This window comes from Nonomuraea sp. H19 (assembly GCF_052068215.1).
Taxonomy (GTDB): Bacteria; Actinomycetota; Actinomycetes; order Streptosporangiales; family Streptosporangiaceae; genus Nonomuraea.
The window spans coordinates 1-14,387 of record NZ_JBQHCV010000070.1 but is presented as its reverse complement, the minus strand read 5'-3'; the positions used below and the strand labels follow the sequence as shown (position 1 = coordinate 14,387).

Annotated in this window: 12 protein-coding genes; all 12 read right to left on the bottom strand. The window is 70.7% G+C overall.

Annotated elements, in window-relative coordinates; genetic code table 11:
- Positions 1–420: 420 nt before the first annotated feature.
- The 12 genes from ACTMTI_RS55750 to ACTMTI_RS55695 all read right to left on the bottom strand — a co-directional run bounded on the left by ACTMTI_RS55750 (position 421) and on the right by ACTMTI_RS55695 (position 14,186).
- Positions 421–2,070, bottom strand: a complete 1,650-nt coding sequence (locus tag ACTMTI_RS55750; protein WP_441129209.1) for a GMC family oxidoreductase — start codon at positions 2,068–2,070, stop codon at positions 421–423.
- Positions 2,071–2,085: 15 nt separating this feature from the next.
- A complete protein-coding gene (locus tag ACTMTI_RS55745; protein WP_441129208.1) occupies positions 2,086–3,576 on the bottom strand; it encodes a GMC oxidoreductase in 1,491 nt (496 codons plus the stop codon).
- Positions 3,573–4,418: a carbohydrate ABC transporter permease gene (locus tag ACTMTI_RS55740; protein ID WP_441129207.1), complete on the bottom strand. Its 846-nt coding sequence runs from the start codon at positions 4,416–4,418 to the stop codon at positions 3,573–3,575. The genes ACTMTI_RS55745 and ACTMTI_RS55740 overlap by 4 nt, the downstream gene beginning before the upstream one ends.
- Entirely contained in the window at positions 4,415–5,437 is a 1,023-nt protein-coding gene (locus ACTMTI_RS55735; protein WP_441129206.1) for a carbohydrate ABC transporter permease, read from the bottom strand. The genes ACTMTI_RS55740 and ACTMTI_RS55735 overlap by 4 nt, the downstream gene beginning before the upstream one ends.
- 55 nt (positions 5,438–5,492) lie before the next feature.
- On the bottom strand, positions 5,493–6,776 hold the full coding sequence (locus ACTMTI_RS55730) for an ABC transporter substrate-binding protein (RefSeq protein ID WP_441129205.1): 1,284 nt from the start codon (positions 6,774–6,776) through the stop codon (positions 5,493–5,495).
- A 57-nt stretch (positions 6,777–6,833) separates the two neighbouring features.
- Positions 6,834–8,000, bottom strand: a complete 1,167-nt coding sequence (locus ACTMTI_RS55725; protein ID WP_441129204.1) for a hypothetical protein — start codon at positions 7,998–8,000, stop codon at positions 6,834–6,836.
- Complete coding sequence (locus tag ACTMTI_RS55720) at positions 7,997–9,484, bottom strand: aldehyde dehydrogenase family protein (RefSeq protein WP_441129203.1); 1,488 nt, start codon at positions 9,482–9,484, stop codon at positions 7,997–7,999. Before ACTMTI_RS55720 ends, ACTMTI_RS55725 begins: the two co-directional genes overlap by 4 nt.
- 15 nt (positions 9,485–9,499) lie before the next feature.
- Entirely contained in the window at positions 9,500–10,279 is a 780-nt protein-coding gene (locus ACTMTI_RS55715; RefSeq protein WP_441129202.1) for an enoyl-CoA hydratase/isomerase family protein, read from the bottom strand.
- Positions 10,276–11,892 carry an acyl CoA:acetate/3-ketoacid CoA transferase gene (locus ACTMTI_RS55710; RefSeq protein WP_441129201.1) on the bottom strand — a complete coding sequence of 539 codons (1,617 nt, stop codon included), beginning with the start codon at positions 11,890–11,892 and terminating at the stop codon, positions 10,276–10,278. Before ACTMTI_RS55710 ends, ACTMTI_RS55715 begins: the two co-directional genes overlap by 4 nt.
- Positions 11,885–12,910 carry a Gfo/Idh/MocA family protein gene (locus tag ACTMTI_RS55705; protein ID WP_441129200.1) on the bottom strand — a complete coding sequence of 342 codons (1,026 nt, stop codon included), beginning with the start codon at positions 12,908–12,910 and terminating at the stop codon, positions 11,885–11,887. The genes ACTMTI_RS55710 and ACTMTI_RS55705 overlap by 8 nt, the downstream gene beginning before the upstream one ends.
- Positions 12,907–13,902, bottom strand: a complete 996-nt coding sequence (locus tag ACTMTI_RS55700) for a LacI family DNA-binding transcriptional regulator (protein ID WP_441129199.1) — start codon at positions 13,900–13,902, stop codon at positions 12,907–12,909. Before ACTMTI_RS55700 ends, ACTMTI_RS55705 begins: the two co-directional genes overlap by 4 nt.
- 101 nt (positions 13,903–14,003) lie before the next feature.
- Positions 14,004–14,186, bottom strand: a complete 183-nt coding sequence (locus ACTMTI_RS55695; protein ID WP_441129210.1) for an FAD-dependent monooxygenase — start codon at positions 14,184–14,186, stop codon at positions 14,004–14,006.
- Positions 14,187–14,387: the final 201 nt, after the last annotated feature.

Here is a 14,387-nt window from a genome sequence, read left to right as displayed (position 1 = left end):
GCTCTGCACAGAGAACGCCCTGGTCCTGGGGCGGGAGGACCTGGAGAGGCGCTCAGGAACCCAGGGGTTATTTCTTAGACGCCCGGCGACGGACGGCGGCCCACGCCCGGGTTGGGTGCCCTGCGTGCCGGGTCACGCCACGACCGAGGCGCGCATGGCATCACCAGATCCGGAGCCGGTGCCCGCGACCCGTCACATCCCCCTGTCCATCCCCCGCCCTCCCCCAACTCGCCCTGGCCGCAGTCCCCACCGCCGCATCCGGCACCGCCCACGCCGCCCAGCCCAGCCGCAAGGCGTCGTCGCCGAGATGAAGCAGGCCAAGATAACGATGGGCGTCACCACAAGACGAGGACTGTCAACGTCGCTTCGGCGGCCTGCGGTAGGTGATGACCTTGTCACCTGGCCCCGGATACGCCATGATCAGCAGCCGCTGGGTGCCGTATTCGTCGCCCTTCCAGGGGAACCAGGCGATGTGCAGGCGGATGCGGGGTTGAGGACATGATGGGCGCCCTTCTCGCCGATCATGATCGAGGTGGCCTGCGTGTTGCCGCTGATCAACGTGGGCATGATCGACGCGTCGATGACCCGGATGCCGGTGAGGCCGTGGACGCGCAGCTCCTGATCGACGACCGCCAGATCATCGCTGCCCATCTTGCAGGACCCGACGGGGTGGTAGTCGGTCTTGGCCCAGCGCCGGATGTAGTCGCGGATCTCCTTGTCGGTGCGCACGTCGGCGCCCGGCATGTGCTCGCGCTTGACGTAGGGCGCGTACGCCTTGGTGGCCAGCATCTCCCGGCCCCATCGGAAGCCCTCCATGGAGACCTTCCAGTCATTGGGGTCGTCCAGGAAGTTCGGGTCGATGGCGGGCGGGACGGCCGGGTCGGCCGAGCGCAGGGTGACCGAGCCGACGCTCCTGGGCCTGAGATTGCAGGTGTTGATCGTCATGCCGTGTCCCTTGACGCGCTGACGGCCGTGGTCGATGACGAACGCGGGCAGGCAGTGCATCTGGATGTCGGGCGAGACGACCTCGTCACCGCTGCGGACGAACATGCCCGCCTCGCAGACGCACGCGGTGATCGGGCCCGTGCGGTACAGGACGTACTGCAGTCCGGCGGCCAGAGCCTTGAGCGGACGGTCTGATTCGTTGTAGCTCACCGGGACGGTCTCGGCGGTCAGGTAGACGTCCATGTGGTCCTGGAAGTTCTTGCCCACACCGGGCAGGTCGTGGACCACGTCGATGCCCAGGGCGCGCAGCTCGTCCGCGGGGCCGATGCCGGACAGCAGCAGCAGACGAGGAGAGTTGACCGCCCCGGCGGAAAGGATCACCTCCCGGTCGGCGTAGGCGACGGCGGGCCTGCCTTTGAGGGTGTATTCGAGGCCGGTGACCCGGCCGGCCTCGACGATGATCCGGGTGCCCTGGGCATGCGGCTGGACGGTGAGGTTGGGGCGCCGGCGGGCCGGTCGCAGGTAGGCCGTCGAGGCGCTTTCGCGGCGGGCCCGGCGCTGGGTGACGTCGTAGTAGCCGACCCCGTCCTGGACGGCGCCGTTGAAGTCCGGGTTGAACGTGAGGCCGAGCTCCTGGGCCGCTCTGACGAACGCCTTGCTGAGCTCGTTGTGCTGCACCTGCTCGGTGACGTTCATCGGCCCGTCGCCGCCGTGGTAGCGGTCGTTGAGGCGTTCGTTGTGCTCGGCGCGGCGGAAGAAGGGCAGGACCTGCTCGTATCCCCAGTCGTCGTTGCCGAGCGCGGCCCAGCGCTCGTAGTCCTCCTTGTGGCCCCGGATGTAGATCATCGCGTTGATGGAGGTGCTGCCGCCGAGAGTCCGCCCCTGCGGATACCACATCCGGCGGTCGTTCAGCTGGGCCTGGGGAACGGTCTCGAAGCCCCAGTTGACCTTGGGGCTGGTGAGCTTGGTGAACCCGACGGGCATGTGGATCAAGGGGGACCAGTCCCGGCCGCCCGCTTCGAGCAGCAGGACCTTCGTGTCCGGGTCCTCGGAGAGGCGGTAGGCGACGGCGCATCCGGCCGCCCCGGCGCCGACGACGATGTAGTCATAGCGGTTGCTGGACATCTGGCTTCTCCGGGTTCACGAGGTGAGGGCGCCGAGGGCGGCCACGCGCAGCGCGTTCGCCGCGATGGTCAGGGCGGGGTTGAGCGCGGCCGAGGAGGGGAAGACGGAGCTGTCCACGATCCACAGGTTGTCCAGGTCGTGCGCCCGGCAGCCCGGGTCCACCACGCCGGCCGACGGGTCGGCGGACATGGTGGCGGTGCCGCATTGGTGGGAGTTGGTGGCGATGTTCATCCGCTCGGTGAACACCAGCGGATATCCGGCGGCGCGCATGGCCGCGCTCACCCGCTTGACGAGCGCGCGGTGCGGGGCGAGGTTGTTCGGCCGCCAGCGCACGCCGATCCGGCCGTCCGCGCGCGGCACCACCCGGTTGCCGGGGTCGGGCAGGTCTTCCGTGGTCAGATAGATGTCGACGCTGTGGCCGGTCATGTAGCGCAGGACCGGGACGGGCACCCAGCGGCGCGCCGCCTTGATCATCGGCGCCCGCAACTTGCCCAGCATCTGCAGGTTGCCCAGCGGGCGGTCGGTGTGCGGCCCCGGCAGATACCAGTCGTTGACCCCGAGCGTCTTCTGGAAGCGCACGTCGTTGATCCGGCGCGGGTCGACGGCCACCAGGAAGGTGCTGTTGTGCACCATGTACCTCCGGCCGACCATGCCGGACGAATTGGCCAGATCCCCGGAGGCCAGCATCAGGGTCGCCGTGTTCACCGCGCCGGCGGCCAGGACGAACCGCCCGGCCTTGATCCGTACGGTCCGCCCGTCGGTTTCGGCCACGGCGGCGGTGATGCGCCTGCCGTCCGGCGTGGTCTCCAAGCGCCGGACGCGGGTGCGGGTCATCAGGCGTACCCCGGCGTCCACGGCCGGGCGGACGGCGCGGGTCTCGGCGTCGCTCTTGGCGGCCACCTTGCAGGGGAAGCCGTCGCAGGTGCCGCAGCGCAGGCAGGGGCCGCCCGCACGCAGGTCGACGCCCATCGGCATGGGGAACGGACGCAGGCCCTGCGCCGCGAACCGGCGGGAAAGGTGCTCCATGGCCGGTTCGTGGGGCAGCGCCGGATACGGGTAGTCGCCGGAGCGCCACGGCTCGGTCGGGTCGCCGCCCGGGCTGCCGTGCACGAGGAACAGCCGTTCGGCCGCCAGATAGTACGGCTCCATCTCGGCGTAGGTGACGGGCCACTCCGGTGAGGTGCCGTCGGTGTGCTCGACGGCCTTGAAGTCCTCTTCGCGGAAACGGGGCAGGCACGCGCCGTACACCTTGGTGTTGCCGCCGACGTAGTAGTGCACGCCAGGCAGGAATTCGGTGCCGGCGAGCTCGTCGAACCACGGCTCGGCGTTCTTGTACCGGCCATGGGCGAACACCTCCTGCGGCGACCAGTTCTGGTCCTCCCGGGGGAGGTGGTCGCCGCGTTCGACGAGAAGGACGTCGGCGCCGCTGTCGCGCAGGGCCCAGGCCAGGGTGCCGCCGCCCATGCCCGAGCCGATGATCGCGATGTCGCACGTCACCTCTGTCACTTCACCGCTCCCGCCGTGAGGCCGCGGACGAAGAACTTGCCGAGCACCACGTAGACGACGGCGGTGGGGATCGCCGCCAGCAGCGCCCCGGCCATGACGGTGTTCCACTGCACGGAGAAGTTGCCCGACAGGTTGTTCAGGGCGACGGTGATCGGTTGTTCGGTGGGGTTGGGCACCACGGTGATCCCGAAGAGGAAGTCGTTCCAGATGTTGGTGAACTGGAAGATGCCGCAGACGACGAACGCGGGCAGCGCCAGCGGCAGCATGACCCGCCGGAAGATGGACCAGTGGGAGGCGCCGTCGATCTGGCCGGCCTCGACCAGCTCGTGCGGCAGGCCGGCGAAATAGTTGCGGAAGATCAGCGTGGTGATCGGGATGCCGTACACGACGTGCACCAACGTGAGGCCGGTGAGGCTGCCGTAGAGGTTGACGGAGACCAGGAACCTGACCATCGGCACGAGGATGACCTGGTACGGGATGAACATCCCCATGAGCATCAGCCCGAACAGCAGGTTGCTGAACCGGAACGGCAGCTTGCCGAAGATGTAGCCGGCGAGCGCGCCCAGCACCGAGCTGATGACCGTGGCGGGCAGCACCACCAGCAGGCTGTTGCCGAAGTTCGGCCCGAGCGCCTCCCACGCCGTGGTCAGGCCCGCGAAGTCGATCGGCGCGGGCAGCTCCCACATGTGCGCGGCGTCCGCCTGCGCCGCGGACTTCAGCCCGGCCGTCAGCATGACGTAGACCGGCAGCACGAACAGCGCGGCCAGCAGCACCAGAGCGGTCAGGCCCGTGACAGGTCCGAGGATGGGGGGCCTGCGGCGCCCCACGGTGGCGTGTTTCACCGCTTCACCCCTTTCGTGCTGCGGTAAAGGTAGGGCACCATGACCGCGCTGACCAGCAGGAGCATGACGACGGAGGCGGCGGCGCCGGTGTTGTAGCGCAGGGCCCGGAAGGTCTGCTCGAAGACGAAGATGCCGGGCACGTCGGTGGCGAAGCCGGGACCTTGGCCCGCCATCGCGTACACCAGGTCGAAGGACTTCAGGCTGACGTGCGTGAGCAGGATGAGGACCACCACGATCATCGGCCGGAGCAGCGGCATGACGACGTGCCGGTGGTACTGGAAGGAGGAGGCCCCGTCGAGGGAGGCTGCCTCCTTCAGCTCCGCGGGCATCCCGGTGAGCGCGGCCAGGAAGTTCGCCATCGCGAACCCGCCGAGCTGCCAGGCGGCGGCGATGACGACCGGCAGCAGCGCGAGGGGGATGCCGAGCTTGGTCTGGATCACCGCCCCGAACGGAATGACCTGCCCGAGCGCCGCCGACACGTCGCCGACGACGGTCGGATCGGTGATCCATCGGGGTTTCACGTCGATGCCGAGCCACTGCAGGATCAGGTTGGCGCCGGTCGACGGGGTGAAGATCCAGCGCCAGACGACGCCGGTCACGATGAACGACAGCGCGTACGGGAAGAGGAAGACGCTGCGGAAGAACGCCCGCCCGGCCAGCGCGTTGTGCACCAGGAGGGCGAGCGCCAGCCCGATGACCACGGCCAGAACCAGGAACAGGACCGTGAAGATGACGATGTTGCGCAGATCGGTCTGGAATCGCGCGCTCGACAGCAGCTGGGTGTAGGTGCTGCCGATGGGTTCCTTGACGGCCAGGTTCGGGGTGAGCCCGGTCCATTGGGACAGGGACACCCGCACGGAGTAGGCGATGAACCCGTAGACGAAGATCCCGACCAGAGCGAGGATGGGGACGAGCACGAGGACCTGGAACCCGTGCCTGTCCCAGAACCGGGAAAACCGCCCTGGTCCGGTGCGGAGCGCGGGCGCCTGGGTCGGCGGCGCGGCTGTCGTGGCTGTCATGGTGTTCTCCTCGCCGGGGCGGGCGATGGCCTGCCCCGGCCGGTTATCGAGCTCGCTAGGACTGCGCGGCGTTGGCCAGTGCCTGGACGAAGGCGTCCACGTTCTTGCTCTGCGCGAACTGGGTGACCGCGTCGAACATCGCCTGCGTGAACTGCGGGGTCATCGCCTCGCCGTGCACCACCGACTGCACGATGGCGTCGCCGGCGAAGGACTTGGCGGACTGCTGCTGGTACGGCGACAGGGAGGTGACGTCCACGTCGGTGCGCAGCGGCACCGAGCCCTTCTCCCTGTTGAACGCCAGCTGGACGTCCTTGGAGGCCACCGCTTCCAGGAACTTCTTGGCCTCGGCGGGGTTCTTGGCGCTCGCGGCCATCACCATGGTGTCCACGACGGCGACGAAGGACCCGCCGGTGCCGGGGTGGGGGGTGTAGCCGAAGGTGTCGCCTTCCTTGGCGCCGCCCTTGACCAGCTCTCCGTAGGCCCAGTCGCCCATGCTCTCGAACGCGCAGCCGCCGGAGGCCAGCTTCTTGGTGGCCTGGTCCCAGGACATCGCACCGGCGTCCGGGTCGGCGTACTGCAGCATCCTGGCGGTGTCGGCCGCGGCGGCCTTCACCTTCTCGCCGTCCCAGCCAGTCCCGCCGCCGGTCAGCTGGTTCCATCCGTCGGAGCCGAGCGACGCCAGCAGGGTGTTCTCGAACAGCTCCGCGGTGGCGAAGGTGTCCTTGGCGCCCAGGCACAGCGGGACGACGCCTGCGGACTTCAGCTTGGCCAGGTCGGCCAGGAACGTGGCGGTGGCGTAGTCGGCGCCGGGAAGGGCGACCCCGGCCTTCTCCAGCAGCTGCTTGTTGTACCAGAGGACGTTGCCGCGGTGCGCCCCGGCCGAGACGCCGTACTGTTTGCCGCCCGCGGAAATGGCCTCGACCATGGTCGCCGGGATCGCCGACTTGACCTCGGCGGTGTAGACGGAGGACGCGTCGGCGAGCAGGTTGCCGGTGGTGTACTGCTGGATCGCCGCGCCCGGGTGGGTCTGCCAGACGTCCGGCGGGTCGCCGCCTTGCAGGCGGGTCTGCAGGACTGCCTGGGCGTTGCCGCCGCCACCGCCCGCGACGGCGCCGTTGACCACCTCCACGCCGGGGCTCGTCTTGAGGTAGCCGTCGATCATGGTTTTGAGTGCGGCGCTCTCCGAGCCGGAGGTCCACCAGGAGAAGACCTCGAGCTTTTTCTGGTCGCCGGCGGAGGACGTCGCGCCCGGGGCGGCGGCGGAGCCACCGCAGGCGGTGAGTGTCAGGACGAGCCCGCCGGCGACCAGGGCCGGCCAGCTGGGACGGATGGCTTTCACGGCTGTACTCCTTCGAAATCGGGGGGTGTGGCGCGCATGAGCGTCAGGCAGTGCAGATCAGATGCCGGTCAGATGCCGGTCGACGGCGTCCAGCGCGTCGAGGAACCAGTAGTCGCCCCACATCACGGACTCGTCCACGCCCAGGCCTTTGGCCTGGTGGTAGCTGCCGTGCCGGAGCACGCCCTCCCATTCGGGGTCGCCGTGGGAGAGGAATCGGGGGTCGCACAGGCGGGTCAGGATGCGCAGTGCGTATTCGGCGTAGCCGCGTGCTCGCGCCTCGTCGCCGACGAGCCCGGCCAGCTGCCACAGGCCGCCCGCGGCGATGGCCGCGGCCGAACTCTCGACCGGCAGGGCCGGGTCCGGCTCCTCCCAGTCGTTGGGGGGAATGAGCGCCGCGCCAGTGCGTTCGACGTAGAAGTCGGCGCAGTCCTGGGCGGTACGCAGGAAACGGCGGTCACCGGTGTAGCGGTAGGCGGTGCCGAAGCCGTGGATCGCCCAGCCCTGTCCCCGTGCCCACGAGCCGTCGTCCCGGTAGCCCTGCTGGGTGCTCTGCCGCAGGAAGGCGCCGGTGCCGAGGTCGAAGATGCCCTCGTGGGAGGCGCTGCCGTCACCGCGGATCAGGGTGCGGCGGGTGGTCAGGCAGTGTACGTACGCGATCCGGGCCAGGTCCTGGTCGCCGGTGCGCCGCGCGGCGTGGAAGACGATGCCGACGTTCATCATGATGTCGATGAACAGGCTGTCGGGAGCCAGGAAGCTACGCAGGTAGCGGCCCTCCGGGTTGAAGCGCATCGCCATCGTGCGGCCGGCCTGCACCACCGTTTCGCCGAGCTCGGGCCGGCCGGTGGCCTCGTGCCAGCGCCGCCAGGTCGGCCAGAACAGGAATCCCAGGTCGTGCACCTCCCGGTCGTGCTCGCGACCCTTGAGCAGCAGGGAGTAGTGCTCGGCCAGCACGCGCAGCTCCGGCCTGCCGGTACGGGCGGCGAGCAGCCACAGCTGGCCGCCGAGGAATCCCTCGCACCAGTTGGTCCAGGCCTCGCCGTCGAGTTGCCAGCGGCCGCCCGAGGTGTAGAGGGGGAACCGGTCCGGGTGGCGGCGTACCAGTGCGGTGACCTTGTCCTCGGCGGTGTTCCAGGCCCGTCGTGAGCCTTCCGCGTAGCCGTCCGGCACCGCCAGACCGGGCGGGATGATCAGCGGCAGCAGGTCAGGGAGGAGGGGATACGTCATGACATGTCTCCCGGGACCCAGCGGGTGCGGCGCGCGCCGACCTGCAGCTGGATCGTCTTGGTCTGGGTGAACGACCCGATCGCCTGGCGGCCCAGCTCGCGGCCCTCGCCGCTGGCCTTGTAGCCGCCGAAGGGCAGCTCGGGGTAGCCGTCCATCCAGCGGTTGACCCAGATCGTCCCGGCGCGCAGGCCCTGTGACGCCGTCAGCGCCGCGTTGAGGTCGCTGGTCCAGATGCCGGCGGACAGGCCGTACATCGTGGAGTTGGCGATCTCGACGGCCTCGTCCAGGGTGTGGAAGGTCAGCACCGACAGGACCGGCCCGAAGATCTCCTCGCCGGCGATCGACATGCCGGGGCCGACGCCCGCGAAGACGGTGGGCTGGTAGAAGCGGCCGGTGCCGGTGGCCAGTCGGCCGCCGCCCAGCAGCAGCTCGGCACCGTCGCCGCGGCCTTCGGCGACGTAGCGCTCGATCACCGCGAGTTGCTCGTCGCTGACGATGGCACCCACTTTGGTGGCCGGATCCAGCGGGTCGCCCACCGGCACCCGGCGGGCCCGCGCCACGACCTCGGCGGCGAAATCGCCGGCGATGTCGCGGTGGACCAGGACCCGGCTGCCGGAGTTGCAGCACTCGCCGGCGTTGAAGCACACCCCGAACACCACCGCGTCCAGCGCCGCGTCGAGGTCGGCGTCGGCGCAGACGATCTGCGGGTTCTTGCCGCCGAGCTCCAGCTCCACCCGTTTGAGCAGCCGCCCGGCGCTCGCCGCGACCTCCCGCCCCACCGCCGTCGACCCGGTGAAGGAGACCATGTCGGCGCCCGGATGCGCGGCCATGGCGGCGCCCACGCCGCCGGAGCCGGTGACGACGTTGACGACGCCCTCATCGGCGCCCGCCTCGATGACGAGCCGGGCCAGATGCAGCGTGGTGCCGGGGGTGAGCTCGCTCGGCTTGACCACCGCCGTGCACCCCACGGCCAGCGCGAACGGCAGCTTCTGGCTCACGATCAGCAGCGGGAAGTTCCACGGCGTGATGATCGAGACCACGCCGAGCGGCTCGTTGACCACCATGGCCAGGACGTCGGCCCCCAAGTCGTTGTGCGCGTCGCCGTACGCGTGGCGGGCCAGCGTCGCCGCGTAGTCCCACAGCTCGGCCGCGGCGTCGACCTCGTCCAGCGCCTGGCTGATCGGCTTGCCCGACTCCAGCACCTCCAGGCGGGCGAGATGCTCGCGGTCGCGGCGGATGAGGTCGGCGACGCGGCGCAGCACCCGGAAGCGCTCCACCCCCGCCCGGCGCGGCCAGGGCCCGTCGTCGAACGCCTGCCGGGCCGCCGCGACCGCCCGGTCCACGTCTTCGGCGCCGGCCTGCGCGTAGCGGGCGACGACGACGTCGTGGGCAGGGGAGACCCGCTCGAAGCTCTCCCCGCTGAGGGCGTCGACCTCCCTGCCGTTCAGAATGAGCCGGTTGTCGGCGATATCGGTGATCGTCATGGCATGTCCTCGTCGTTAGCGCCCGGAGAACCGGGGAGTGGTACGGGTGCGGAAGGCCGCGACGCCGGCCTGGAGGTCGTCGGTCGCGGTGGTCACCGCGCCTGCGAGGCTCTCCAGGACGCGGGCGGGCGCGCCGTCGGCCGCCGCGTCGATGAGCTGCTTGGCCAGGGCCACGGCCACCGGCGCCCCGCCCAGCAGGCGTGTCACCAGATCGTCGACGGCCTCTTCGAGCTCCGCCGCGGGCACGCACGCGGTGGCCAGGCCCCAGGCCTCGGCGGTGGCCCCGTCGAGTGTTCGCCGGGTGAGCACGACGTCCTTGGCGCGGGCGCGCCCCACCAGCTCGGTCAGCCGTCCGGTGCCGCCCCAGCCGGGCACCGTGCCCAGGCCGACCTCGGGCAGCCCCAACCTGGCCGAATCGGTCACGATGCGCAGGTCGCAGGCGAGGGCCAGTTCGAGCCCGCCGCCGTAGGCGGCGGCGTGGATCACGGCCACGGTGGGCCGGCACAGGCGCGACAGCGCGTCGAACACCTGGTGACCGAGCCCCGTCCACTCCAGCATCTGGACCGGCGTCAAGGCAGCGAACAGGTCGATGTCGGCGCCGACGCTGAACGCTTTGGGCCCTTCTCCGCGGACCACGACCACGCCGGTGTCACTGGCGGCGATCGTGTCCAGGTGACCGGCGAGCGCGCGCAGCATGTCGGGGGTGAGCGCATTGAGCTTGCCGGGACGGCGCAGGGTGAGGGTGGCGACCCGGCCGCTCGTGCTGAGGGTGACATCACCGTGGGGGGCGTTCACGCGCCACCTCCGGTCAGGACGGCCGCCGCGCGCGGTTCCAGCGCCAGGCCGAGCGGGGCCGGTTCGAAGATCCGCGCGTCCATCGGACGCAGGTCCTCGGCGACCAGCAGCGGGAACGCCGCCTTGGCCAGCACGTCGGCGTGCAGGTCGGCGCCGGGGGCGAGCTCGATGACCGTCAGCCCCTGCGGGCGCAGCTCGATCACGCAGCGCTCGGTCACGTACAGCACGTGCTGGCCCTGCGCGAGAGCGCGGCGGCCGGAGAAGGTGACGGCGCTGACCCGGTCCACGAACTTGGGGACGGCCCCGTCCGCGGCGATCTCGAGCCGGCCGTCCTTGACCGCGATGTCGCGCCGGCCGGCGGTGAAGGCGCCGCTGAAGACGATCGCCCGCGCCTTGGAGGTGATGTCGGCGAAGCCGCCGACCCCGGCGGTGACGTGCCGGCGTCCGGGCAGGTGGTGCACGTTGACGTTGCCCTCGCGGTCCACCTCCAGGAACGACAACATCGCCCGGTGGAAGCCGGCCCCCTGCAACAAGGTGAACTGGTCGGCGCTCGGCATGAGGGCCTGCGGGTTGAGCGCGCAGCCGAAGGCGAAGCCGGTGAGTGGCACGCCGCCAACGGCGCCCTGCTCGATGACCCAGGTCACCTCCTCCGCCAGGCCTTCCTCGACGAGGATGCGCGGCACGAGCGCGGAGATGCCGAACCCGAGATTGACGACGTCGTCCCGGCACAACTGCAGCGCGGCGCGGCGGGCGATCACCTTCTGCAGCCCCCACGGGGCCGGCTCGATCACCTCCCACGGGCGCCGGACCTCACCGCTGATCGCCGGGTCGTAGGGCGTCTGCGTGGTCTGCCACTGGTCGCGGTCCACCACGATCGCGTCGACCAGGATGCCGGGGACCCGGACCAGCTGCGGGTCGAGCGAGCCGGTCGGCGCGAGCCGCTTCACCTGGGCGATGACCAGGCCGCCGGCGTTGTGCGCCGCGTACGCCTGGTCGAGCGCGCCGAGCGCCGACCCCTCTTCCTCGAACGTCAGGTTGCCCTGCGGGTCGGCCGTCGTGGCCCTGACGATCGCGACGTCGGGTCGCACGGCGGGGAAGAACAGCCACTCCCGCCCGCGGAGCTCCAGCACCTCGACCAGGTCCTCGGCGGTGCGCCTGTTCATCCGCCCGCCGTCGCGGCGCGGGTCCACGAACGTGTCGAGCCCGACGTGGGTGAGCACCCCCGGCTGCCCGGCCGCCCCGGCCCGGTGCATCTGGTAGAGGACGCCCGAGGGCAGGTTGTACGCCTCGATCTCGCCGGCCTCGATCATCCGCCAGATGCCGGGCGGCTCCATCGAGGAAGGGCCGCTGGGATAGGACCCGGCGATCACCCGCGACAGCAGGCCGGGGAGCGCGAGGTGATCGATGCCCGGCACGCCGTACATGTCGCCCGCGGCGATGGGATGGATCGTGGTCAGCTCCCGCGGTGCCCCCTCCTCCAGGAACCGCTGCCTCAGGCCCCGCAGGACGAGGTCCGGGCAGCCGAGGGCCGACGAGGACGACACCGTCACGGTCGCGCCGTCGGGGATCAGGTCCGCGGCGGCACGTGCGGTGAGGACGGGGACTTCACGCATCGAGTTCCTCAGGGAGTCCGCGGACGGCTTCGCGCCGTCCGGTCGAAGTGGAGCGCAGGACCGCGTCGGCGACCGCGAACGCGGCCAGGCCGTCGTGCCCCGTGGCGGTGGGCCGGCCCTTGTCGAGGCAGCCTTCGGCGAACGCCGCCAGGACGATCTCGTAGAGATCGCGGCGGGCGCCGACGTCGACGGGGTGGATCCCGGTCCGGTCGCGGAGGGTGATCTCGCCGATCGGATCCTGGGTCATGACGTCGGCGGCCAGGATGCTTCCCTCGTCCCCGTGCACTTCCAGCCCGGTGGGGGCGAAGGGGACGGTGAAGGCGTCGTGCGTCTGCACCAGCACGTCGTCCCGGTATCTGATGGCGGCGACCACCGCGTCCTCGCTGCCGGCCTGCCACGGCCCCTGCCGCGCCGGCAGCGCGACGGCGTCCACGGCCGGGCGATCGAGCAGCGGGTTCACCACGGAGGCGTCGTGGCAGGTGATGTCCAGGATCACGCCTGCGCCTGGACGATCTCCCAGCCGCCACCCGTGCAGGCGCCGCGGCAGCGACACGGCGTGGGAGACGCGAACCGCCAGAGGGCGGCCGATGGCGCCGGACCGCACCAGCTCGCGAATGCGCCGATGCGTGTCGGCTCCGGGCAGGTGGTGGTTGACCGCCAGCAGGACGCCGGCGCGATCGGCCGCTTCGACGACGGCGCGGGCGTCGTCGAAGGAGGTCGCGAGCGGCTTCTCGCACAGCACCTGCTTGCCGGCCGCCATCGCGGCCTCGGCGTGGGCGCGGTGCCGTTCGTTGGTGCTGGAGACGTACACCGCGTCCACGTCGTCCCGCGCCACGAGCGCGGCGACGTCGACGGTCCCGTACGGGATGCCGTGCGCGGCGGCGAACCCGGCGGCGCGCACGGCTGAGCCGCTCGCCACGCCCGTCACCTGGTGGCCCAGTGCGCGCATCGCGGGGATCATGCGGGTCGCGGCGATGTCGCTGGCCCCGATCAGGGCCCACCGCAAGATGGGTGTCACAGAGATGTCCTTCCTGTCGCGGGCCACAGGGTGGTCGACTCGCGTATCGACAGCCGTGGGGCGATGACGACGCGTCGGGGGGGTAGCGCCGGGTCTCCCGCACGGTCCACGAGCAGGCGGGCCGCCTCGGCCCCGACGCGATCGGGGAACCCGGCCGCGCTCGTCAGGCCAGGCTGCTGAACGGCGGCGTCCGGCACGTCGTCGAAGCTGGCGACGGCCACGTCGCGGCCGGGCTCGACACCGTGCGCGCGCAGGCCGTTGACGAGGCCGAAGGCGTACATGTCGCTGTAGGCGACGATCGCGTCCGGGCGGCCGCCGGACAGCACCGCGGCGACGAGGTCGGCTCCGTTCTGGTGGGCGAGGGGCAGGTCCTTGACCACGGGTATGCCCGCGGTGCGCAGCGCCTGGCGCAGGCCGCTGAGCCGGTCGCTGCGGGCGGTGGACTCAGCCGGGCCGCCGGCGAAGGCGACCGAGCCGACGTTGATCGCGGCCAGGTGCTCGCCGATGAGCCGGCCCGACACGATGTTGTCCGCTCCCACGTAGTCGGTGGGGTAGCCGGGAATCGACCGGGCGACCAGCACGTGCGGGATGCCGGCGGCGCCGACCGTCTCCAGCAGGTCCTCGGGCCGGGAGCCGTGGGCGGGCAGCAGGATGAGCCCGTCGATGCGGTGCTCGGCCATCGTCTCCAGGAGTTTGCGCTGGCGGGCGGTCTCATCGAGGCTGTAGCCCTGCAGCAGCGTGTAGCCGGCATGGTGGGCGACCTGCTCGATCGACATCATCAGCTCGGCGAAATACGGGTTGCGCACCGTGGTCACGACCAGCCCGAGCGTCCGCGACTGCTGGTTACGCATGTCGGCGGCCCGCCGGTTGTAGACGTAGCCGAGCCGGACCATCGACTCCCGCACCCGCTGCTTGGTGGCTTCGGCGATCTGCGGGCTGTCGCGGAGGACGAGCGACACGGTGGCGCGGGACACCCCACTGTCGGCAGCCACATCTCTGATCGTGGGGCGCCTCATGGTCCTGCCTCCACCTCGTAGGGTAACTAGACCGTTCTAGTAGAACGGTCTAGTAGCAGAGAGTCGCGGACCGCTGCCTAACATGTCAAGGGTTCGGCGGTGATTTTCCGCAGTACGGCAACGCAGGCCGTAGACGCTGACGGCGTGTTGACGCGCCCATACGGGGTGGATGTAGTCCCGGCATCGACCAGCAGGTGGTCGATGCCCCGGCGGGCGAGCTCCACGGCCAGGGTCAGACCAGTCGGGCCAGCGCCCGCCATCAGGACTTCAGTGTTCATCGGAGCTTCCCTTCGCCATATGCGAACACTACATCGTAGTACTACTTTGTAGTGCTACGATGTAGTAGAGTCAAGGGCGTGCCCAAGGAAAGTGATCGACGTGAACTGCTGGCCGACACCGCGATGCGGCTCATCGACGAGGTCGGTCTCGCCGGCGTAACCCACCGCGCCATCGACGCGGCT